25 protein-coding genes and 1 pseudogene are annotated in these 21,565 nt (G+C 59.3%); 20 read left to right on the top strand and 6 right to left on the bottom strand.

What is annotated here, in order from left to right:
* Positions 1-31: 31 nt before the first annotated feature.
* From ACQ4WR_RS17605 to ACQ4WR_RS17580, 6 genes are all read right to left on the bottom strand, one after another.
* Positions 32-220, bottom strand: coding sequence for a hypothetical protein (locus ACQ4WR_RS17605; protein WP_436488832.1), 189 nt, complete (start codon positions 218-220; stop codon positions 32-34).
* Between the two features lie 112 nt (positions 221-332).
* Positions 333-476: a hypothetical protein gene (locus ACQ4WR_RS17600; protein ID WP_436488828.1), complete on the bottom strand. Its 144-nt coding sequence runs from the start codon at positions 474-476 to the stop codon at positions 333-335.
* Entirely contained in the window at positions 473-811 is a 339-nt protein-coding gene (locus ACQ4WR_RS17595; RefSeq protein WP_436488826.1) for a hypothetical protein, read from the bottom strand. Before ACQ4WR_RS17595 ends, ACQ4WR_RS17600 begins: the two co-directional genes overlap by 4 nt.
* Positions 808-1,149, bottom strand: coding sequence for a hypothetical protein (locus tag ACQ4WR_RS17590; protein ID WP_436488824.1), 342 nt, complete (start codon positions 1,147-1,149; stop codon positions 808-810). The genes ACQ4WR_RS17595 and ACQ4WR_RS17590 overlap by 4 nt, the downstream gene beginning before the upstream one ends.
* 195 nt (positions 1,150-1,344) lie before the next feature.
* Positions 1,345-1,725: a hypothetical protein gene (locus tag ACQ4WR_RS17585; RefSeq protein ID WP_436488822.1), complete on the bottom strand. Its 381-nt coding sequence runs from the start codon at positions 1,723-1,725 to the stop codon at positions 1,345-1,347.
* Between the two features lie 58 nt (positions 1,726-1,783).
* Positions 1,784-2,536, bottom strand: coding sequence for an XRE family transcriptional regulator (locus ACQ4WR_RS17580; protein WP_436488820.1), 753 nt, complete (start codon positions 2,534-2,536; stop codon positions 1,784-1,786).
* Between the two features lie 78 nt (positions 2,537-2,614).
* Here ACQ4WR_RS17580 and ACQ4WR_RS17575 point away from each other — a divergent pair, with 78 nt between their 5' ends.
* The 20 genes and pseudogenes from ACQ4WR_RS17575 to ACQ4WR_RS17480 form a co-directional block, all read left to right on the top strand.
* A complete protein-coding gene (locus ACQ4WR_RS17575) occupies positions 2,615-2,824 on the top strand; it encodes a hypothetical protein (protein WP_436488818.1) in 210 nt (69 codons plus the stop codon).
* Between the two features lie 63 nt (positions 2,825-2,887).
* Entirely contained in the window at positions 2,888-3,499 is a 612-nt protein-coding gene (locus ACQ4WR_RS17570; protein WP_436488816.1) for a toxin YdaT family protein, read from the top strand.
* Positions 3,500-3,629: 130 nt separating this feature from the next.
* On the top strand, positions 3,630-4,574 hold the full coding sequence (locus ACQ4WR_RS17565; RefSeq protein WP_436488814.1) for a YdaU family protein: 945 nt from the start codon (positions 3,630-3,632) through the stop codon (positions 4,572-4,574).
* The gene (locus ACQ4WR_RS17560) at positions 4,513-5,241 is read left to right on the top strand and encodes a hypothetical protein (RefSeq protein WP_436488812.1); all 729 of its coding nucleotides are present in this window, start codon (positions 4,513-4,515) and stop codon (positions 5,239-5,241) included. The genes ACQ4WR_RS17565 and ACQ4WR_RS17560 overlap by 62 nt, the downstream gene beginning before the upstream one ends.
* The gene (locus tag ACQ4WR_RS17555; RefSeq protein ID WP_436488810.1) at positions 5,238-5,990 is read left to right on the top strand and encodes a hypothetical protein; all 753 of its coding nucleotides are present in this window, start codon (positions 5,238-5,240) and stop codon (positions 5,988-5,990) included. The genes ACQ4WR_RS17560 and ACQ4WR_RS17555 overlap by 4 nt, the downstream gene beginning before the upstream one ends.
* Positions 5,991-6,191: 201 nt before the next feature.
* A complete protein-coding gene (locus ACQ4WR_RS17550; RefSeq protein ID WP_436488808.1) occupies positions 6,192-6,716 on the top strand; it encodes a terminase small subunit in 525 nt (174 codons plus the stop codon).
* Positions 6,713-8,773, top strand: coding sequence for a phage terminase large subunit family protein (locus tag ACQ4WR_RS17545; protein ID WP_436488806.1), 2,061 nt, complete (start codon positions 6,713-6,715; stop codon positions 8,771-8,773). Before ACQ4WR_RS17550 ends, ACQ4WR_RS17545 begins: the two co-directional genes overlap by 4 nt.
* Positions 8,773-9,063, top strand: coding sequence for a Mor transcription activator family protein (locus tag ACQ4WR_RS17540; protein ID WP_436488804.1), 291 nt, complete (start codon positions 8,773-8,775; stop codon positions 9,061-9,063). The genes ACQ4WR_RS17545 and ACQ4WR_RS17540 overlap by 1 nt, the downstream gene beginning before the upstream one ends.
* 78 nt (positions 9,064-9,141) lie before the next feature.
* Positions 9,142-9,372 (top strand): DUF6148 family protein, encoded by a 231-nt coding sequence (locus ACQ4WR_RS17535; protein WP_436488802.1) that lies wholly within the window; start codon positions 9,142-9,144, stop codon positions 9,370-9,372.
* Positions 9,372-10,901: a phage portal protein gene (locus tag ACQ4WR_RS17530; RefSeq protein WP_436488800.1), complete on the top strand. Its 1,530-nt coding sequence runs from the start codon at positions 9,372-9,374 to the stop codon at positions 10,899-10,901. The genes ACQ4WR_RS17535 and ACQ4WR_RS17530 overlap by 1 nt, the downstream gene beginning before the upstream one ends.
* Before the next feature lie 98 nt (positions 10,902-10,999).
* On the top strand, positions 11,000-13,069 hold the full coding sequence (locus ACQ4WR_RS17525; protein WP_436488798.1) for a ClpP-like prohead protease/major capsid protein fusion protein: 2,070 nt from the start codon (positions 11,000-11,002) through the stop codon (positions 13,067-13,069).
* A gap of 59 nt (positions 13,070-13,128) precedes the next feature.
* Positions 13,129-13,455: a DUF2190 family protein gene (locus ACQ4WR_RS17520; protein ID WP_436488796.1), complete on the top strand. Its 327-nt coding sequence runs from the start codon at positions 13,129-13,131 to the stop codon at positions 13,453-13,455.
* The gene (locus tag ACQ4WR_RS17515) at positions 13,455-13,772 is read left to right on the top strand and encodes a head-tail joining protein (protein WP_436488794.1); all 318 of its coding nucleotides are present in this window, start codon (positions 13,455-13,457) and stop codon (positions 13,770-13,772) included. Before ACQ4WR_RS17520 ends, ACQ4WR_RS17515 begins: the two co-directional genes overlap by 1 nt.
* Positions 13,769-14,212, top strand: coding sequence for a hypothetical protein (locus ACQ4WR_RS17510; RefSeq protein WP_436488792.1), 444 nt, complete (start codon positions 13,769-13,771; stop codon positions 14,210-14,212). The genes ACQ4WR_RS17515 and ACQ4WR_RS17510 overlap by 4 nt, the downstream gene beginning before the upstream one ends.
* Positions 14,209-14,370: a hypothetical protein gene (locus ACQ4WR_RS17505; protein ID WP_436488790.1), complete on the top strand. Its 162-nt coding sequence runs from the start codon at positions 14,209-14,211 to the stop codon at positions 14,368-14,370. The genes ACQ4WR_RS17510 and ACQ4WR_RS17505 overlap by 4 nt, the downstream gene beginning before the upstream one ends.
* 3 nt (positions 14,371-14,373) lie before the next feature.
* A complete protein-coding gene (locus tag ACQ4WR_RS17500) occupies positions 14,374-15,345 on the top strand; it encodes a phage tail tube protein (RefSeq protein ID WP_436488788.1) in 972 nt (323 codons plus the stop codon).
* A 41-nt stretch (positions 15,346-15,386) separates the two neighbouring features.
* Positions 15,387-15,734: a hypothetical protein gene (locus ACQ4WR_RS17495; RefSeq protein WP_436488786.1), complete on the top strand. Its 348-nt coding sequence runs from the start codon at positions 15,387-15,389 to the stop codon at positions 15,732-15,734.
* A gap of 17 nt (positions 15,735-15,751) precedes the next feature.
* The gene (locus ACQ4WR_RS17490; protein ID WP_436488784.1) at positions 15,752-16,096 is read left to right on the top strand and encodes a DUF1799 domain-containing protein; all 345 of its coding nucleotides are present in this window, start codon (positions 15,752-15,754) and stop codon (positions 16,094-16,096) included.
* Positions 16,086-21,323, top strand: coding sequence for a tape measure protein (locus tag ACQ4WR_RS17485; RefSeq protein ID WP_436488782.1), 5,238 nt, complete (start codon positions 16,086-16,088; stop codon positions 21,321-21,323). Before ACQ4WR_RS17490 ends, ACQ4WR_RS17485 begins: the two co-directional genes overlap by 11 nt.
* Positions 21,320-21,565, top strand: a pseudogene (locus ACQ4WR_RS17480) (hypothetical protein); the annotation flags it as partial. The gene ACQ4WR_RS17485 and the pseudogene ACQ4WR_RS17480, both read left to right, overlap by 4 nt.

Genomic DNA, 21,565 nt, shown 5'->3' with positions numbered 1-21,565 from the left:
TGGTTGGTGCTGCGGTTAGTGTTGCTCGAAATTAATCGTTGTCGTTCGCCTGCATTTTTTTCGGATCGAACCGGTCGCGGCGCTTCATGTGGCGGCGCGCCACCGCGTAAAGCGTGGCCCGCAGATTTGGCACCTTGAGCAGCTCGTCGAGCGGCCTGGTGGTATGCATCTGGCCGTAGGCGATTTCCAGCGCAGCGCGGTCGGGTTCGATCTTGGTCATGTCAGAATCCGTTTCGATAGACGTGCAAGGCGCGGCGTGAGGCGGCGTAGATGCCGGCGCCGCGGCGGCGGTAAAAACTGAACAGGTTGAAAATGGTGCGCATGCGAGGCTTTCAGCGGGGTTTCGCGGTAATGACGCAAGGGCCGAAGTGGTCGATGGCGGCCATGATCACGGCGGCGCTGTCGGTGCCCAGCGCCGGATACGTGATTAGCGGCCAGGTGCCTCGCTGCACGGTGACGGTGAAGGCGCGCATCATGCGTCCACCTCATCCAGCAGCTGGCGCATGCGGTTCATGGTGTCGGGCGAAACGGCGCCGCTTGTTTCGTAGTCGCTACTGGCAGCGCGCAGCGCGCCCACCAGCTCGCCGGATAGCGCCATGCGCATCGCGGTGCGGCGCGTCGAGCCCAGGCCTTGCTGGGCGATTGACACCAGCGCGATTTTTTCACCGCGCTCGTTGGCCAGGCTGTAGGTGGTGCCCACCGCATTGCGCTGCGCGCGGTCGGTCAACACCAGGGCGATGCTGCGCACGCGCTCCGCCAGGGTCGTCGTGCAGGTCGCGGCGCAGACCATATGAGAGATGGCGGTTTTCATTTGATGCCTGCCGCTTCGGCTGCTGCCAGGACCTTGTGGCGTTCGGCGACGCGCGTCATGCCGCCGCTGGCGCCCATGAAACCGGCTTCGTACAGGTTGGTGCTGGCGACGCGCTTCTGCGGGGCGGTCATGTTGTTCGTCATTTCGCTAATGACGGCGCGGGCCGCGAGCAATTCATGGTACAGATCGGTGGCGATCTTTTTCAGGGCGGCCTGGTCTTCGGGCTGTTGCTGTTCGACATTCGCATCAAGCTCCGGGCGGCACACCGCACACGTGAGAATCCGGATGCTGACGTGGGTGTTGTCGGGCGCTGCTTCGGGTACTGTATGCGGTGCCATGTGGCTCTCCATCGGTTGAGTTTGGTGCGTCGATGGATTGAATTATCACAAACGTGTTGGAACATGTCAAACACATTTGTGTTTATTTTTTGTGCGTGACGATTCCGAAACCGATTTAGAGGGATTTAGGCGAAAAAAAAGCTCGAGATAACGAGCTTTTTTTAATGATGTCCTGCTACTGAGAGGGGGGATACTCTAGCTGTAATTTTTTCCGCACCTTCCACACTGCTCGGCATCACCTTCCCCCATGAACTTGCATGATGGGCAGATCGAAACTGAAGTTACTGCCCCTGGTGCTTTGATTTTTTCCTGTGGCACCTCTGGCTGCGGTGTGCGCATAGCGGTGTTTTCTCGGTCCGGCAAGACCTTCAGCGACTGAAATCCAATGAGCATCACTCCCATAACTGAAAATACACCAGAGAGGATGATGTAGTTTAATCGTTGTGATATACGATCTAGGTTTGCGACTGTCATATCTAACTGGGTGCCCTGCAAATGAATGCCAACATCCATTGTTAAGGCGAAAATAGCCAAAGCTGCACCAAGCGACAATAGCCCATATCCAATTTGTTTCATGTACAGCCTTTGATCAATTAGTATAGTGAGGTTTTAATTTAGCGATGCTAAATAAAAATTAAATTCTATTGCCTTGACGATGAATTACCCGGCCAATAATAATGCATTCTCCATTTCTACACAGTTTCCTAGCATATTTCCGCTGATCTTGATTGTCGGATGTCAGCCACCACTCTCCAGCGTCTCTGGAGAGGCGCTTTACAACTGCCTCTCCCTCGTAGTTTATTGCGAATACTTCGCCATCCACAGGTTGGGTTGCTGCAGTATTTATTACGACAATGTCACCCTCATACAATGCAGGTTCCATGCTTGCACCTTTTACGGCAGTGGCGACTAATCTATCCGGTATTAATCCTTGGCCGAGCACCCAAGCAGGATCAAGAGTTATCGTTCCGCCGTCCTCAAAATCTGGGTCTGCCATAAATCCGGTTAGTCCTGCCGAAAGGCGCAGCTTCACTTTTTTTATGTGAACAAGATTAGTCTGGTTTTTTTCTAGTAAAGATATTCGTTTAAATTCTGGATTGCCTGTAGTGATTGCATCTGATCTTGCCTGATCGATCCGCTCGGATAAAATATTACCGTTTGGTGACGTTGTCGGAGTTCTCCGAATCTCGCCGATACCCTCGGCTAACCACATTGCTGAGACACCTAGTGCATCAGCAATATTGGCGATTCGGCGGGCAGACTGCCGCAAGCCAGATTCCAGATTGCCAATAGTCGACTGGGAGACGCCAGCCAGCTTCGCCAATTCAGATTGAGATAGTTGTTTCTGCGCCCTGGCCCAGGCCATGCGCTCTGCTAGTGTTTTCATATATCACGAATGTAATACACTATGTAAACACGTTGGTGTTGACCAATCCAAACACAAGCGTGATAATGAGGCATGGATATGAAGAAAATCACCGAGGAGTTGCTCGCTAGCGGGCTGACACAGCAGGCCCTGGCGGACAAAGTGCCATGTAGTCAGGCCGCTATTAATGCTTTTTCCCGTGGCAAGCGTGGTCAGCGGCCCACTTTGACTATTGGTCTGCGCCTCATGCAACTCCATTCCGAATTGTGCGGAAAGCCTGACGGCAACCTGTGCGCCAGCGATTCGTGAGTTCGTCTTCAGTAGTGAAATATTGTTCATTGACCCAGCTTAAATTACGACAAGGAAAAAAGCATGCGGAACGATTCGCACAAGAAAACTCTGATCGGCATTCTGCGCGAACACGTCAGCTCCTGGCGAAAAGATGCCGGCCTGTCGAGCTACAGCGCGATCAGCGTGATCGTCCATGCGCACGACGAGGTCGGCGGCCCAGCCGCCACTGGCATTCGCTTCGAGCCACATCCGGACGAATACCAGCGCACCAAGAACAACGGCGACCGCGTGCTGCGCTGGCTGGATGACGAGTCGAAGGAAAACAACCTTCTGCCGGCCAATTTCGTGCTGTCCGTGCTGGCCGGCCTGCCGCCTGCCGAGCGCATGGATTGCCTGAACGAATTGCTGCATCGCTTCGGCCTGTGCGTGCGTTCCCTGGAAACGGCCGACGAAATCGGCCTCGGCCTGTCCGACGTATGCGAGATGGCCAGCGCCGACGCTGATGCGCTGGCAGCCGTTGCCACCGCAATCGCCCAGCCGACACAAGCCAATCTGGACCTGGCCCTTCGACGCACCGCCCGCGCCCACGAAAAGAAAGCGCGCGTGGTGCGCCTGCTCGAAGGGGCCAAGCGCGCGGTGAGCCGCACCAGAGCGGTTATCGACAAGGTGCTCCACCCAGCGCGGCAGCGATAACGCCTATTTACATGGGCCGGCCTGATTATGAAGGCCGGCTCTTTTTCGCCCTATTTGTTGCTATTGGGAAAATGATTGTGAAAAAGAGACTGAAATTAGCGGTTTTCAAGGACCAGGGTAATCGCCACTCATGAATTACTACCCGCATCACATCGGCGATTTCAATACGCGCACGCTGCATTTGTCTCGCCTGGAGCGTGGCATCTACCGCGACATGCGCGACCTATATTTCGACAAGGAAGCGCCACTGCTGGCCGACACCGGCAGGCTGTTCCGCCTGCTGCGCGTCAGCACGTCCGAAGAAATCGCCGCTGCGCAAAATGTGCTGGAAGACTTTTTCGTCCTGACCGATGCTGGCTGGGTGGATGCTGATGCTGAGGCGCAGATCCAGGCGTACTACGAAGGCTTGGAGGCCAGCAGTGCAGGCGGCAAGGCAGCGAAGAAAAAGCGTGACGAGGCGGCACGACTAGCCGCTGAACGCGCGGCGGCAGGGCAAAGCACGCTGGATTTTGTGCAACAGCAGCACGCTCAAGGTTCGGGCACGGTTCCCGAACAGTGCGCGAACGGTGCGGGAACCGTGCCCGATGGTGCCAACCAAAACCAGAACCAAAACCAGAACCAAAACCAAAAACAGAACCAATCCCCAGCAACGCCAACACTGAACGTAGACCGCGCGGGCGCGGCAACAGCGGGCGAGCTGAGCATTGCGTTTCGCAAGGCAGGCGTGCAAACGCAGCCAGCAGACCCCCGGTTACTGGCGTTGGTCGAGCAAGGCATCAGCGTCAATACGGCGCTCTCGGCATGCGCCGAGGCAAAAAAATCCAAACCGAACGGCGGCATCGGCATTGGTTACGTAGTGGGCATCCTGAATCGCTGGGCAAGCGAGGCAAAGACCATGCAGGTGGCCGGCGCCCTGCCGCCAGCACGAGCAGCACCAGGCAGCACGGCTGCAGTACGGGATCAGGCACGGCAGGACACCCTTGATGGATTGACAGGAAGCGGACCACAAAAACATGAACGATCAAACAACATTATCGACATCACCCCTGGAAGAGCAGGCGCTTGCCTGGCCTGAAAAGGCGATCCCGGAAAAGTGGGTCAAGGCGCTGTTCAACAAGATGGCGTTCAGCTATGGCGTGAAATTCGCAGACCAGTGGAAAGGCATCGATCCCGACGGCATCAAGCGCCACTGGGCGCAAAAGCTGTTCGTGCTGACCACGGCCGAGCTGACGCGCGGCGTCGAGCGGTTGGATACCCGCGCTTGGCCTCCGACGCTGCCGGAATTCCTGGCGCTGTGCCGCCCGCCCATCGACCCGTCGGTGGCGTTCCACGAAGCGCTGGAGCAAGGCGCGCTGCGCGACCGCGGCGAGCCGAACGTGTGGTCGTCGCCGGCCGTCTTCTGGGCCTGGCGCAAGCTGGGTGCCTTCGATTGCGCGCACAGCACCTATGCCGTGCTGCGACCGCGCTGGGAAGCGGCGTTGGCCGCCGAGCTGGAGCGTGACGTGATCGAGCCTGTCCCAGCGCAGGACCCGGTAGCCCTGCCCGCGCCTGGCAAGACGATGATGTCGAGCCGTAAGGCACAGCAATTGATCGGCGCCTTCAAGCTCAAGAACCTGGGCGATGCCGGCCACGTCGACGGCAGGCGATGGGCCCGCCGTATCATCGAGAGAAAGAAGGCTGGCATGGAATTCAGCATATTCGTCATCGAATGCGCTGAGCGTGAACTGGGGATGCGCGCATGACCATCAACGTGGCCCCAGCCATCCGCCAGTTGACGGCGTTTGCCGATGCCGGGACAAAGCAGGTGCAGTTCGCCACGCGCGTGGCATTGACGCGCACGGCCCAGCTAGCCAGCGCCAAGCTCAAGCACGAGATGCGGGACATTTTTCGCAGCCCGACCCCCTACACGTTGTCTAGCCTGTTCGTGCGGCCTGCCACCAAGACCAACCTCAGCGCGGAGGTCAAGCTGAAGGACTTCGCAGCCAAGGCGACGCCGGCGGCCACCTACCTGGCGCCGCAGATCAAGGGCGGCACGCGGCCCATGAAGCGCTTCGAGCGCGCCATGCAATCGGTGGGTGCGCTACCACCTGGCTACCGCATCGTGCCCGGCGGCGGCGCCAAGCTCGACAGCTACGGCAACATGAACCGCGGCCAGATCGTGCAGATCCTGGCCTATTTCCGCTCGTTCCCGGAAGCTGGCTACAAAGCAAACATGACAGCCCAAGGCCGAGCCAGGATGGCCATGGGCACGAAGAAGAAGCCAGGCTTTCGCTACTTCGTCGGCCGGCCTGGCGACCGCATGCCGTTGGGCGTGTACCAAAGTATGCGGGGCGGTGGTCCTGGATCGCTCAAGCCAGTGATGGTGTTCGTACGCTACGCCAGCTATCACAAGATTTTCGACTTCGAATACGTGGTCGAGAAGACCGTTGAAAAAGAGTTTGCCGGGCAGTTCGCGCGCGCTTACGTCGACGCCTTGCGGTCAGCACGTTGACACAAAGAAAGATTGCCATTATGAAATCAAATTCAATGGAAACCATCGAGAATGTACCCATGTTGCATCAATGCAATAATGCCTTAGAGGCAATGTTTCAATTGAGAAATATTTCTCAAAGGTACTCCCCAGCCTCCCCTTGCAAGGGTAATTCGAACCCCCTTTTTTCGCTAGTCACAGGGTATTTGCAAGGGGGTTGTGTTGTCTGATTTGTCCTTGCCAATGACGCAAGCCGCCTTCGGCGCGCTGGTGGGCGTGAGCCAGCAAGCGGTCGGCAATCTTGTCGGGCGCGGCCTGCTCGATTCGAGCATGTCCGGCCAGCAGATGCTGCACGCCTACTGCTCGCACCTGCGAGAAACAGCCGCTGGCCGATCATCTGGCGGCGACCTGGACCTGGTCGCCGAGCGCGCCATGCTGGCCAAGGTGCAGCGCGAGCGCATCGAGATGCAGAACGGCGTCACGCGCGGTGAGCTGGCGCCGGTAGTGCTGATTGAAGAGGTGCTGTCGAAGGCAGGTGCACGCATTGGCGGACTGTTCGACGCCATCCCGGGCGCCGTCAAGCGCCGCGTGCCGTCGCTGTCATCGGACGAGATCGGCAACATCGAAAAAGAGATCGCCAAGGTGCGTAACATCGTGGCCAACATTTCGCTGGCCGACCTGCGCGACGACGACGAAGAAGGCGTCGCGGCGCCGGAATATCAAGTGATCGAGGACCAAGGCGAATGAGCGATCTGGCCGAAGTGCTCAACTGGCGATCGCCTGAATTGTCCGCCTTCCTGACACGCGGGCTGGGCACATTTGGCGTGCCTGAGCCAATGACGCTGGACGAATGGGCCGGCAAGCACTTCTACCTGTCGAAAGAATCGTCGTATGTCGAGCAGGCATGGGAGGCGTGGCCGTTCCAGCGTGCCATTATGGCCTGCATCAGCAACGACGATATCGCCGAAGTCGATTTCATGAAGTCGGCCCGGGTCGGCTACACCAAGATGCTGCTGGCCGCCATTGCCTATTTCATCGAACACAAGCGCCGCAACCAGGCGCTCTGGCAGCCGACCGACGGCGACAGCGACGAATTCGTCAAGACCGAGTTGGAACCGATGCTTCGCGACGTGAAAGCCATGCGCAAGGCGTTCCCTGCTCACATGTCGCGGCATAAGGACAACACGCTGCAGCAAAAGAAGTTCCTGGGTTGCATGCTGCACACGCGCGGTGGAAAGGCCGCGCGCAGCTATCGTCGAATTTCGGTCGACAATGCGCTGTTGGACGAGCTGGACGCGTTCGACGGTGACGTCGAGAAAGAAGGCGATCCCGTCACGCTGGCCGGCAAGCGCGTCGAAGGCGCGACTTTTCCCAAGCTGGTGGCGGGCTCAACCCCGGGCCTGAAAGGCTTTTCACTGATCGAGGCCCGCTTCATCCTAGCCGATGCGCGCTTCCAATTCGCCATCCCTTGCCCGGATTGTGGCGAATTCCACCCGCTCGCCTGGGGCGGCAAGGACGAAACGACAGGCTTCAAATGGCTCGACAACGATCCGGACAGCGTACGCCACCTTTGCCCTCATTGCGGCTCGATGATCGACCAAGGCCAATATTTGGCGGCGGCGCCGGCCGGCCGCTGGCAAAACGAAGACGCCAGCGTCACCATCGACCACGCCGGAGTATTCCGCAATGCCAGCGGCGCTGTCATCAGCGCGCTGCGCCACATCGCGTTCCACGTCTGGACCGCGTACAGCCCACTGGTCACCTGGGCCAAGCTGGTGCGCGAATTTATCGCCGCGCACAACAAGGCGCAGGAAGGCGACATTACGTCGCTGAAAACCTTCACCAACACCACCCTTGGCCGCACCTGGGAGCTGGACGTCGAAAAAACCGACTCCGAACAGCTGAAACAGCGCGCCGAGCCCTACAAGCTGGGCGAAGTGCCGCACGGCTGTGTGCGCCTGCTGGCCGGCGCCGACACCCAGCCGAACCGGATCGAGATTGCAGTGTGGGGCTATGGCCGCGGCTGCCAGAAATGGATCATCGACTACCGCATTTTTTACGGTAATCCGGACGAGGATGCTGTGTGGGCTGACGTCGCCGAATATCTGTTCGAGAACAAGTTCCGACACGCCAGCGGCCAGGAGCTGAAGATATACGGCACCGCAATCGACAGCGGCGGCCACAACACGCATGCGGTCTACGCATTTTGCGCCGCCAATGCCGCGCGCCGCGTGTTCGCCGTTAAGGGCCGTTCAGGCAAGGAAAAGCATATCAAGGACGGCGCCACCAAGGTCGATATCGACTGGCGCGGCCGCATCCGCAAGCACGGGGCGCTGCTGTGGCAGGTCGGCACCAACCTGGCCAAAGACCTGATTTACGGCCGCCTGCAGATCACCAGGCCGGGCCCCGGCTATATCCATTTTTCGAAGGAGTTGCCCGATGAATTCTTCAAGCAAATGGCAGGTGAGATTCGTGCTGAGCGAATTACCGCCGGCGGAACGGAATCGCGCTGGTCGGCGATCCGCAAGCGCGTCGAGGCATGGGATTGCACCGTTTATGCCGTATGGCTGGAAACGCATTTTGAGTTGGCGAAAAAAACGGCGAAGTTCTGGGACCAGCTCGAGGAGGAAGTGCAGCCATCGATGGCCGACTTGTTCGCCGCGCCCTTGACGATCACCAGTGCCGAGCCGCCGCGAGCAGCACCAGTCACGACACCGGCGCCGGCCAGCTCGGCGCCGGCACCACAAAAAAGACGTAGCAACAGCATTTTTGCATCCGACGATTGGTTACATAGGGGGTTTTAATGATTCAAAAGCAAAAGGCGCATCAGCCAGACATACTTGCCTCACTGCTTACGGCAGTGCGCGCGGCGCTGGGCGGCGAACTGCTTACGATGGATCAGGTGCGCGATATCGAAGACGCCATGCGCAGCACCTGGGGTGGACAAGAGGTTTACATCAAGAAGAGCAGCGTCGACCAAGAAGCGCGCGCGCTGGCCATCCGCACCCGGTACAACCTGCGCAACCGGCGCGAACTACAGGCTGAATTTCAGATCTCGCGCGGCCAGTTTTACAAGATCATCAAGAGCGGCTGAAAAATATAGTCTCCTTTTTCCGTAGAAATGAGACAGCCATGTCCGTAATGTCGGGCGATCAACCAAAAGGATCGCCCGATGACCATTGCAACCGACATGCTCGCCAAATACCTCGCTGCCGAGGCTGCTATCCTGGAAGGGAAGGAAGTCAAACTGGGCGACCGCACGCTGCGCATGGAAGACCTTGGCTCGGTAATTACCGGCCGCAAGGAGTGGCAGCAGGCGGTAAACCGCGAAACCGCTGCTGCCAACCGCACACCCAGCATTGGCGGCCTGGGCTTCGCCGTCGCCCGCTTTGGTGATCAATAATGGCCGCCACCATCCCGGTGTCGATGAACGTTGTCGACCAGCTGATTTCCTTCTTCGCGCCGAATGCCGGCATCAAGCGCCTGGCTGCCCGGCGCGTCCTGAACCAGTACGAGGCGGCCAAGCCGTCGCGCCTTCGCAAGCACGCCAAAGATACCGGCTCACCCGATACCCAGGTCAAGCAAGGCGCGGTGACCTTGCGCACCCTGGCGCGCAATCTGGAACAAAACCACGATATCGCCCGCGGCGCGCTGCGCACCTTGGTTAATAACATCATCGGCCCGACCGGCATCGGCATCGAGCCGCAACCAAGACGCCGTGACGGCACTATCCATGACGAGTACGCCAAGCAGCTGCGCGACGCCTATCGCGACTGGTGCCTGATCCCTGAAGTGACGCATCGGCATCACTGGGCCAAGGTGCAGCGCATGCTGGCCAAGACCTGGCTGCGTGATGGCGAGGTATTCGCCCAGCGCTTGATCGGTCCGGTTGCCGGCCTGGATCATGGTACGCGCGTTCCGTACTCGCTGGAAATGATCGAAGCTGACCTGATCCCCATGGACTACCAGGACGAAGCGCGCAATATCTATCAGGGCATCGAGCGCAATGCATGGGGCCGGCCCCTGGCGTACTGGGCGTACAAGGAATTCCCAGGTGCCCGCACCTGGTCCAAGCGTGGCTACGAAGTCAAGCGCATCGAAGGGGCGCGCATGCACCACCTGGCGTTCGTTGATCGCATCGGCCAGATGCGCGGCGTGTCCGAATTCGCCAGTGTCATCACGCGGCTGGAAGATATCAAGGATTACGAAGAGTCCGAGCGCATCGCCGCCAAGGTGGCCGCCAGCCTGACTGCCTACGTCAAGCGCGGTTCGCCCGATTTGTATGGGCAGCCGGACGAGAATGGCGCGCGCGCGCCGGCCGCTGCGCGCGAGATTGGCATGGCGCCAGGCATGATCATCGACAGCCTGGCCGTTGGCGAGGAGATCGGCATGATCGACTCGAACCGGCCCAACCCGAATTTGATCACCTTCCGCCAGGGGCAGCTGCGCGCTGTTGCCGCTGGCGTCGGTGCCAGCTATTCCAGCCTGGCCCGAGACTACAACGGCACGTATTCGGCGCAGCGCCAGGAACTGGTGGAGCAATGGATCAACTACGCCGTGCTGACGGATGAATTCGTCGGCCAGCTGGTGCAGCCCGTTTGGCAAGACTTCGTGCAGATCGCCCACCTGTCCGGCGCCGTCCCCATGCCCAAGGATGTCGACCCGGCCAGCGCTGACGATGCGCTGTTTGTCGGCCAGTCGATGCCCTGGATAGACCCGTTGAAAGAAGCCCTGGCCTGGCATTCCCTGGTGCAGGACGGCTTTGCCAGCGAGGTGGAAGTGATGCGCAAGCGTGGCGCCAACCCGCGCGATGTGCTCGAGCAGATCGACGCTCACCGCAAGGCCGTCAAGGAAAAAGGCTTGATTTTTGGTTCGGATTTCGCCAACCAGGGCAAGGCCGTGCCGCCAAAAGACGACTCCGAACCCGCGTAATCGCCCACTAACAACACTCCGAAAAATAGTGTCTCATTTTTCCGTAGAAATGAGACACCCAAACAAACACACTGAGCGCATTGACTAAGGAACGCATCATGCCAAGCCCCAAAGCGACGATAGCAGCAACGCCAGAAAAGTGGTACACCATCCGCGCCCAAGCGCGCCCGGCCGCCGGCGTCAACGCGCAAGCCCGCGCCGAAATCCTCATTTATGGCGATATCGGCGAGAGCTGGTATGGCGATACCGTCGCGGCCAAGGACTTTGTGCGCGAGGTGAGCTTGCTGGAAGTCGACGCGCTGACCGTGCGCATCAATAGCTATGGTGGCTCCGTGACCGATGGCGTGGCCATCTACAACGCGTTGAAGCGCCACCCGGCCGCCGTCACCACCGTGATCGACGGCATTGCCGCTTCCATCGCCAGTCTGATCGCGATGGCTGGCGATACCGTCGAAATGGCCGATAACGCCATGCTGATGATCCATGCCCCCTGGATGTACACGGGCGGCAACAGCGCATCGCTGCGCGAAGATGCTGACATGCTCGACAGCTACGCCGAAGCCATGGCCACCAGCTATATCGCCAAGACTGGCGGTGACAAAGCCGAAATCCTGGCCTTGCTGCAGGACGGCAAAGACCACTGGTACACGGCCGAGGAAGCAATCTCCGCCAAATTCGCCGATGCCGCCATCGCTGCCTTGCCGCTGGCTGCCTCGGCCAGCCTCAACCCATCCATTCAGGCGCGGTATGCATCTTTCCCGCTGCCAGTAGGTCCTGCGGCATCTGTCGCGCCACAACCCACCATCACCCCGAAGGAGAATGCCGTGCCACAACCACTAAATCCGCAAGCCGTGGAGCCGTCCGCTGCCGCTGTTGCGGCCAAGCAGATCGCCGCCGCCGCGCTCGAAGCCGATAAAACCCGTCGCACCTCCATCAGCGCAGCTTTCGCCAAGTTCGCCTCGACTGAAGGTGTCAGCGCCCTGGCGGCCGTCTGCGCCGATGATACCGAATGCACGGTCGAAGCGGCCAACACCAAACTGCTGGCGCATTTGGGCGCTGGCGCCAGTTCGGCGGGCGGCGGCCGCATCGTGACGCTCGAGGATGAGCGCGACAAGTTCCGGGCCGGCGTCGAGGCGTCGGTGCTGGCACGCTCCAGCCTGGGCAAGGATGACCGCAGCAATAATTTCCGCAGCTACAGCATGCTCGACATTGCCCGCGCCTGCCTGGACCAGGCCGGCATCAATGCCAAGGGCATGGACAAAATGAAGCTCGTGGCCGCCGCCTTTACCCATACCGGCAGCGATTTCCCCATGCTGCTCGGCAACATCGCCGAAAAGGCCATGCTTAAGGGTTACGAAGAAGCCGAAGAAACCTTCCAGCTGTGGACCTCCAAAGGCACGCTGGGTGATTTCAAGGTCGGCAAGCGCGTTGACCTGAACACCTTCCCGTCGCTCGACAAGATCCAGGATGGCGCCGAATACACCTATGCCGACATCGGCGAGCGTGGCGAATCGGTGCAACTGGCCACCTACGGCAAGATGTTCTCTCTGACGCGCCAGGCCATCATCAACGACGACCTCGACGCTTTCACAAAAATCCCGAAACGCTTGGGCCGCGCCGCGATCCGCACCATCGGCGACCTGGTTTATGCGATTTTGACCAGCAACCCGCGTATGTCGGATGGCATTGCCCTGTTCCATGCTGACCACAAGAATTTGCTGCCTGGCGCGGGTATTTCGACCGCCACGGTTGATGCCCTGCAAGTTGCCATGGGCCTGCAAAAGGATGGCACCGGCTCGATTCTCAATCTCGACGTAAAAACGCTGATCGTTCCGCGCGCACTGCGCGGCACGGCCAACGTGGTGCGCGAGAGCGAGTTCGAAGTCGGCGCGGCCAACAAGAACAACACCGTGCCCAACAGTGTGCGCAGCACGTTTGACGTCGTGGCCGACGCTCGCCTGGATGCGAACTCCGCGACCGCATGGTACGGCGTGGCCAGCAAGGACCAGCATGACTGCATCGAAGTGCAGTACCTCGACGGCAACGAAGCGCCGACGCTGGAGCAGCAAAACGGCTGGCACGTCGATGGCGTCGAATTCAAGGTACGCATGGATGCGGGCGTCAAGGCGCTCGACTTCCGCACCATGGCCAAGAACCCGGGCGCCTAAACCGCGCATACCTGGTGCGCCGCTGCTGCGGCGCGCTCATCCACGACATAGGAGCCAATATGGCCAAGAACTATATTCAAGAAGGTAACGTCCTGAGCTACACGGCCACTGCCGCTGTCGCGTCTGGTGCGGTGGTGGTGATCGGCAAGCGCATTGCCATCGCCTTGGCCGATATCGCCGTTGGCGAAACCGGTGCGATCACCATCGAAGGCGTATTTAAAGTTGCCAAGCTTGGCACCGACGTCGTCGGCCAGGGTGACCTGCTGTATTGGGATGCCGCCAACAGCCGCCTGACCGCTACCGCTGCCGGGAATGCCCTGGCTGGTTTCGCTGCAGATCCAGCTGGTGCAGCCGTCGGCACGGTCAACATCAAGATTAACGCCTGATGTTCGACGTCCTCGAAGCGCGCATGAACTGCACAGCGCATAAAAAACTGGCCAACGCCATGGCGACCATCGGCACCAGCACGGTGCCGGTGATCTTCGACGCTGAATACTCGGCGGCCACGCTAGGTAGTGCGCACATGGGTGCTTCGACGCCGCAAATGCAGATCATGAATAGCGACGTACCAGCCGATTTCGCCGGCAGCACCATCCAGATCGCAGTCGGTGCCAGTGCCCCTGTGGCCTGGAGTATCGCCGAGCGCCGGCCTGATGGCGAGCAGCAGGCGGGCATCACGCTGGTATTCCTGGAACGTCCATGAATAGCGCGCAGTTCAACGTCGTCAGCGCCATCCTTGATCAACTGCGGATTGGGCCAGCGCTGGCAGACGGCCGCATCTACCGCTCGCGCACCCGTGCTATTGGCGTCGACCAGGCCAGCGCCATCGTGGTGCGGGTTGAGCGCAGCACCTCCACGCTGGCCCAAGTCATTGGCGGCCCAACCACTTGGGCCACGCTGGTCAACGTTGAGTGCTATGCGCGCGCCACGGGTAGCGATCCGGACCAGATCGCCGATGCGTTGCTGGTGGATGTGTTCGATCGTCTGGCGCTGGCGCCGACGCTCGGCGGCGCTGCCATGTCGTTCGAGCCGTTGCCGGGCGACACGCTGTCATGGGAAGTGGACGAACTCGATTCAAAAATAGCCTGCATCACCGCTAAATTCGTAGTGATGCATCAAACCAAAGGAAGGACTTTGACATGAATGTCGTTTTACCAAAGCCGGCAGCAGCGACCGCGCAAGAGACGCCAGCGCCGATTCGCCAGGCTGAGCCGAAAGCGGGTGGCAGCTACACCCGCAACCCTGCTGACGGCTCGCTCATCAAGAACCCGGCCCCGGCCACGCAACCCAACCAGGAGTAATCCATGTCTCGCCTCATTCGCAATACGGCGGTCCTCGCCAAGATCGAGCCGGTATACGGTGCCGACGCGGTGCCAACTGGCGCGGCCAACGCAATGCTGGTCAGCACGCTGAGCATCAACCCGCTGAACGCCCAAAACGTCGACCGCAACAACATTCGTCCATTTTTGGGCGGTGATGAACAGCTGGTCGGTAGCCGCCATGTCGAGATGGGCTTCGATGTCGAGCTGGTCGGCGCCGGCACGTTGGGCATCGCCCCCGCATGGGGCCCGCTGCTGCGCGCCTGTGGTTTCGCCGAAGTTATCACAGCAGGCGTGCGTGTGGACTATGTCCCGATTTCAACCGGTTTCGAATCGGCCACTATTTACTGGTACGACGATGGCGTGCTGCACAAAGGCTTGGGTGCTCGCGGTACCGCTTCGCTGAAGTTGAGCGTTGGCGAAAAGCCAGTCATCTCGTGCAAGTTCGTCTGCCTGTACGGTGGCATTGGCGAGGTAGCGGCTCCAACGGCAAACCTGGAAGAGTGGCAAATCCCGGAGATCGTGCTGGATGCCAACTCCGGCAAGCTGATGTGGGGCGCTACACATGCGACCGCTACGCCGCCAGCGCTGGTCGGTGGCGATTCATACCCGAGTAAGGGGCTGACGGTCGATCTGGGTGTCACCTCGCCGTTTCAGGCGCTCCTCGGTGGTGAATCCGTACCGATTACCGAACGCAAGGTAACTGGCGCGGTGCAATTGGAATTGACAGCTGCGCAGGAGGTGGCCGCCATGGCTGCAGTCTTGGCCACAGCCAAAACCAGCCTTGGAATGATCCACGGTACCGTGGCGGGCAGTCGCGTCGCCGTGTACATGCCAGGTGTGCAGCGCATTGAACCGTCCAAGGAAGATCTTAATGGCGCCCGCATGATCGGCTACAAGCTGCTGGTCAACCCGATTGCTGGCAACGACGAAATCCGCATTGCCACCAGTTTCTAAACCCTTGGTGCCAGAGTGCCCAACCCTCAGAATGATAAATCATGAAAAAGCAATACAAAATCGTCGTTGGCAATACGGTAGCAGTCCCGGTAGCTGGTTCGCACACCAACGAAAGCGGCAACGCGATCCCATTTAAATTCTCGCTGATCTGCAAACGTCTGGATACCGCTGGCCTGAAAAGTGCATTGAACGGCGGCGATACGCAAGTTGACGAGTTTATCGCAGACGTGGCGATGGGTTGGCGCGACCAGCGCCTGGTGCTGGAAGACGACGACAAACCCGCCGAATTTTGCGAAGACGCGCTGGCGGCCCTGCTCAGCATTAGCGGCATGGGTATGTTGTGCTTCACCGCCTACATGAAAGAAGCCGGGGCCAAGGCAAAAAACTAAGTCAGGTCGCGCGCTGCGTGGCGCTCGGCCTGGTCGTGTCGGACGAAGATCAAGAGCAGGAGCAGGAATCTACCGATACAGCAGCAGCTGCCTTTGGATTACGGGTAAAGCGCGCGGCTGCTGTTTGCGAAGAGCTTTATTTATGGCCCGAGAACCTTCCCAGCTGGAATTTGTTTCAAGCCGTGAGTACGCAGTGGATGACAGGAATGGCCGGCCCGACTGGGCTGTCCTATCCAGGTGTAGAGGTTGTCATGCGTAAGAATCGCGTCAAGCGGTGTGATGAAGAGCGTATGTTTTTTGAAATTCAATGTATGGAACGGGCGACCTTGAGCGCCTGGAGAGAAAAGACCGATGGGAAATGAATCTCGCGTCATCATTACTGCAGACTCAGCACAGGCGATTCGTGAATTCAATCGCTTGCGCACACAGTCGACATCTTCTCTTCGGGATATCGCTGCGTACAGCGACAAGGTCGGCGCCGCGTTGGGTGCCATCGGCCTGGGAACCGGCTTGGCTGGTATCGTCAAAATGAGTGATGAATACGCCAAGTTTACCGCCCAGCTGCGCCTGGCGACGGTATCTCAACGTGAATATAACGCGGCATACGCCGACGTAAAACGTATTGCAACCACTTCACAACAGGCCTTGGATGGCACCGGCACACTTTATGCCCGCATTGCAAACGGAACACGGGAGCTGGGCACCACGCAAAAGCAGGTCGCTGAAATTACGGAAACCGTCAATTTGGCATTGAAGGTCAGTGGCGCAACAGCAACAGAATCTGCATCGGCACAGCTGCAGCTGTCACAAGCATTCGCATCCGGCACGCTTCGTGGCGAGGAATTTAATGCGGTGAATGAAGCAGCTCCCCGCTTGATGAAAGCGCTGGCAGATGGCATGGGACTGCCGATCGGCGCCCTGAAGGGTATGGCTGGAGAGGGAGAGATTACCTCCAAAATCATGGCAGAGGTCTTGCCAAAAGCACTTGCAGCCTTGCGCGAGGAAGGTAAGAAAGTTGCCACCATCGGTGGTGCTTTCACTGTGTTGAAAAATGAATTCATGGAATTTACGGCCATCAAAGCACAAGCAAATGGCACCGTAAATATTCTAACCACAAGCATAAAGTTACTTTCAGACAACATTAACGTTCTGTTTGCTGCCACGGCGGGACTAATGACCTTGAAGTTGGCCGGGTATTTTTTCATGGGCGTCGCAGCGGTCCAGGCCTATTTCGCTTCAAATGCTGAATTAGCTGCGTTGCTGGTGGTAGAGCGTGCGGCGCTAATTTCTAAGGCCGAGGCACTTGTGGCCAGTACAACCGCAACGTCTGCATCCACCTCGGCCAAGTTGATCGAGGCAGAGGCGACACTGGCGGGCCTGGTGGCGCAAAAGTCGGCGTTGCTCGCAGCGCGCGAATTGGTGTTCGCTCAATACAACCAGGCAAAGGCAAATATTGCCGCAGCTGAAGCAGCAATCGCCGCAGCATCCTCTGCTGGCGCACTCAGTTTTGCCCTGCGCGTTGAGCGCGCGTCGACGCTCGACTTGGCCGTGGCCGAACAGGCGCGAGTGGCAGCATTGGCTGAACTTACGGCATCAAGCATTGCTCTTGGGCGCGTTTCAGCACAGTTGGCAACAGCAACGGCATCGGTTACTGCCGCAACAACTGCAGATACCGCTGCGACTAGCGCGCGCACCGCCGCCACGAACGGCTTGAATGGCGCGATTGGACGTACCGCCGTCACTGCGAGCCTTGCTTCTAAGGCACTGGGCTTTCTGGGTGGTCCGATCGGAATTATCACGACGTTGCTTAGCGTGGGTGCGGCCGCATGGGTCTTGTGGGGAAGTAAAGGTAGCGAGGCGGAGAAGGCGGTTACGACAACGCTAGCGGAAGAAATCGATGAATACCTGGCAAATTTGAACAAGCAAATTGAAAAACTCAAGGAGCGAAATGAGCTTGCTGGTAAAAAAATGATAAATGGGGCCGCCCCGGCCACTGAAAATGAGAAGAATCGTGAAAAAATTCTGGCTGAAATTAACTCCATCGGCAAGCGAACTGATTTAGACAGCTCTGCTAAAAATGCATTATTAGCGCTTTGGGGCGGGAAACTTAATAAGCTGGACGTTGACGAGGCTATTTTTGACGCTGCGCAAGCGAAAAATAAAGCATTTACTCGTGATGCGGATATTAAAACCTGGTTAGGCCAAAACGGTAGCGCCGCTCAAAAAATGGCGGCAGAGCTTGACGAGCTGAAAAAGAAGTTCGGGGAAATCCCTCCGGAAATGGAAAAGCTGGTAAGGGCTAAATATGCTGACAAGGGTGTAGCTGCCGGCCTCAAAAAAGAGGAACAAGCCTACTCTACGTTAATTACGAGCATCCGCGAGAAGATCGAGGCCGGTCGCCTGGAGAACGCCACTGACGTCGACGCGACCGAGAGTCAAAAGCTGCGTATCAAGCTGGAAGAGGAAATCAAGACAGGCAAGCTGAAACTAGCGGACGCGCACTTGGTTGTGGCGCGCGCGGCGCTGGACGAGCTGGCCGCAGAGGAAAAGGTCGCCAAGGCCCGTGCCACAGAAAAGGACGTGTCCACGCACATCCAGGAAAGTACGTTGGCGCGCCAGGACTCCGCGGCCGCGCTGGTGGTTGAGTACCAAATGATGGGCAAGTCTAGCGATGCCCGTGAATTGGCCATGGTGGCAGTCCGCGAGCAAACTGCGCTGGAAAAATTCCTTCTGCAGGAAAAGCTGGCGGGAAAGGTTGTCACCGAGGATCAGATCAAGCGCCTGACGGAAGAGACTGCCGCGCGCGTGCGCGTCGAGCAGGCCACGCTGGCGCAGACGAAGGCGCTGGGCTATGCAGCCCAGCTGGCTGACGAGAACCGCCGCTTCGTTGCGGAATCCTTGTTCGATGAAAAGGCGCGCGCTACCGCACTGCTGAAAATCGACGCGGCCATGTGGCAAGAACGCATCGCCCTGGCCGGCGCCGGCACCGATGCGCAGAAACGTCTGCAGGAAGAATATTCGACCTGGTACAGCAACCAGCTGGCCAAGCCCGAGATCGAGGCCAATCGCAAAATGTGGGAATCGATCGATACGACGGCGCACGACACGTTCGTCTCGATCTTCGATTCGGGCAAGTCAGCGTTCGACCGCCTGCGGGACACGCTGAAAAACGGTCTGCTCGATCTGCTGTACCAGATGACCATAAAGAAATGGATATTGAACATCGGAGCATCGGTGTCGGGCGGCGGGGTTGCCGGCTTGGCATCGGCTGGTGGCCTTGGCCTGACTGGTGGCGCGGCTGGCGGAGGCTTGGGTGGAATTGCCAGCTTGGCACAAAGCGCAAAAACCGCCTACACCATCGCCACGCAGGGTTTTGCAGGCATTACTGCAGGCTTGGGTACCGGCGTGGTGAGCCTGGGCACGCTGTTTGGTTCGACCGCTGTCGAAGCCTTCGGCGCAGGCCTGGGCAGCACAGGGCTTGTGGGCGCGGCAGATGCCGCCGGCCTGTATGCAGCTTCGGGTGGCGTGGGTAGCGCTAGCGCTGTTACGGCCGGCGCTTACGCTGGCGCAGCGGTTACGGCCGCAGCCGGCATCGCCGCCGGAGTCCTTGGCGGAAAACTGATCTCTGGCCAGTTTGGCAGCAACTCGACTGTGAACGCCGGAACCGGCATCGGTGCAGTCGCCGGGGCGTTCATGGGCGGGCCTATCGGCGCGGCCATTGGCGGTGCTCTGGGTGGCTTGATCGGGGGCCTTGGCAATCGTGTGTTCGGTATGGGTGACAAGAAGTATGGGGAGACGGGCATTACCGGAACCCTGTCGGGCACCGGATTCACCGGCAACGAGTATGCCAAATGGACACAAAAGGGCGGCTGGCTGCGCAGCGACAAGTCAGACACGGACCGCAAGGCCGTCGACGCCACGACGTCCAATGCATTTGTGGAAACCTACGCGGCTATTCGCAACGTCTCCGCCACCCTGGCCAATACGCTGGGCATCGATACGTCCCGCTTGGCCACGCGCGCCCAGGCGCTCAACATCAACCTGACCGGTCTCACCACAGAAGCGGACAGGCTAGGCGCAGTTACCAAGTTCTTCGAAGGCGTTGGCAATGCTATTGCAGTCGAGCTGCTGCCAAATATTGGCCAGTTCAAGCAAGGCAACGAAGAGCTGAGCACGACCCTGCAGCGCGTGGCCGGAAATTACGCTGGCGTCGACGCTGCGCTGCAGCTGATCGGCCGCACGTCGCAAGATGCCTTCGGCGCTGTGGGCGTGGCCACCATTGGCGCGCGCGAGAACCTGATCAAGCTGGCAGGTAGCCTGGACTCGCTCAGCAGTGGGGCCAGCTTCTTCGCGCAAAACTTCCTCACGGAGGCGGAGCAGATGGCGCCCGTGCTGTCGACCGTGGCCGATACGCTGGGCAAGCTTGGTATGGCAGGTTCGACCACCGTCGAGGACTACAAGAAAAAAGTCCTGAGCCTGAACCTGGCCAATGCGGCAGACCAGGAGATGTACATCAAGCTGCTGGCTCTGGCGCCGGCTTTCAAGTCAGCTGCCGACTACACCGCTTTGCTTAACGGTGCTGTTGGCGGGCTTGCTGCAGTGTCGAAGACGGCCAGCGAAATTGCCAGCGAGCGGATGGATCTGCAGAAGCAGCTGAACGAGCTGACGAAAAGCGAAACGGAACTGCTGGCCATCCAGCGCTCCAGCATCGCCGCCGTCAACCGTGTACTGTTCGACCAGGTGCAGGCCGCCAAAGCGGTGGTTTCGGCCAAGGATGCACTGGGCAAGGCCTACGAAAAGGAATCGGCGGCGGCCCAGACGGCGCTGGAAAAATCGAAGTCGTGGGTGGCGACCTTGAACAGCCTGAACGACAGCATGGCCCTGGGCAGCCAGTCCGTCCTGACGCCGGAACAGCGCTATGCCGAGGCGCGGGCCCAGTTCGAGAAAACCCTGGCGGCAGCCAATGCCGGCGACACGACGGCGCAGTCTGGACTGTCGGCCGCCGAGCAGGCATTCCTGACGGCTTCGCAGGTGGTCAACGCTTCGGATGCCAAGTACGCGGCGGATTACGCGCGCGTCATCGCGGCCAATGACGAGGCGGCGAAATGGGCATCGGCGCAGGTCGACGTGCAGCAGGCCAGCCTGGACGCCTTGAAGGCGCAGGTGTCGGGCCTAATCACCATCAACGATAGCGTGCTGACGGTGGCGCAAGCCATCGCAAACTTGCATGCGGCGATGGGCACGGCGACCGGGCTGGGGGTGGAATTTACCAATGCGCCGGCCGCTGCTGCGCAGGTCGCTTTGTCCAGCACGCCGGCACCAGTTGTTTTTGACACCCAGCGTTATTCAGCTGGCTCTAACGTTGGTTCCGATGTGCTGGTTGCTGAGATCCGTGCATTAAACGCCAGATTGGATGCCCAAACCGCTGAGATCAAGGGTTTACGTGCAGATCAGGACAAGCAGACTGGCGCCGCCATCCAGGCCACGCTCGAATCGAGCGCCAATGCCGCCAGGACGGTCGTGGCCGGCGTTGATAAATCAGCCAAAGGCTCGGCCTGGGCCAATACAGTGAAAGGTGAATACGCATGACCGACGAGCAATTTCTACAATGGCTGCAAAGCCCGTCGGCCGTCCGCATGGTCCTGATCGAGGCCCAGGTGAACATGGCCGGCCAGGAGGTGACGCGGTACATCGCCTCCCGGCCGTATGTCACCGGGCCGGCTGAGGTGCCGGCCAACACCGAGTATCTGCCGCTGGCCACCGGCGGCCTGGCCTTCACGGAACAGGTCAGCCTGACGGGCGAGGCTGGATTGTCGGGCGGCGACATCGAG

This window comes from Janthinobacterium amylolyticum (genome assembly GCF_051380655.1).
Taxonomy (GTDB): domain Bacteria; phylum Pseudomonadota; class Gammaproteobacteria; order Burkholderiales; family Burkholderiaceae_D; genus Janthinobacterium.
The sequence above is the reverse complement of the archived record's forward strand: the minus strand, read 5'-3'. Positions and strand labels throughout refer to the sequence as shown.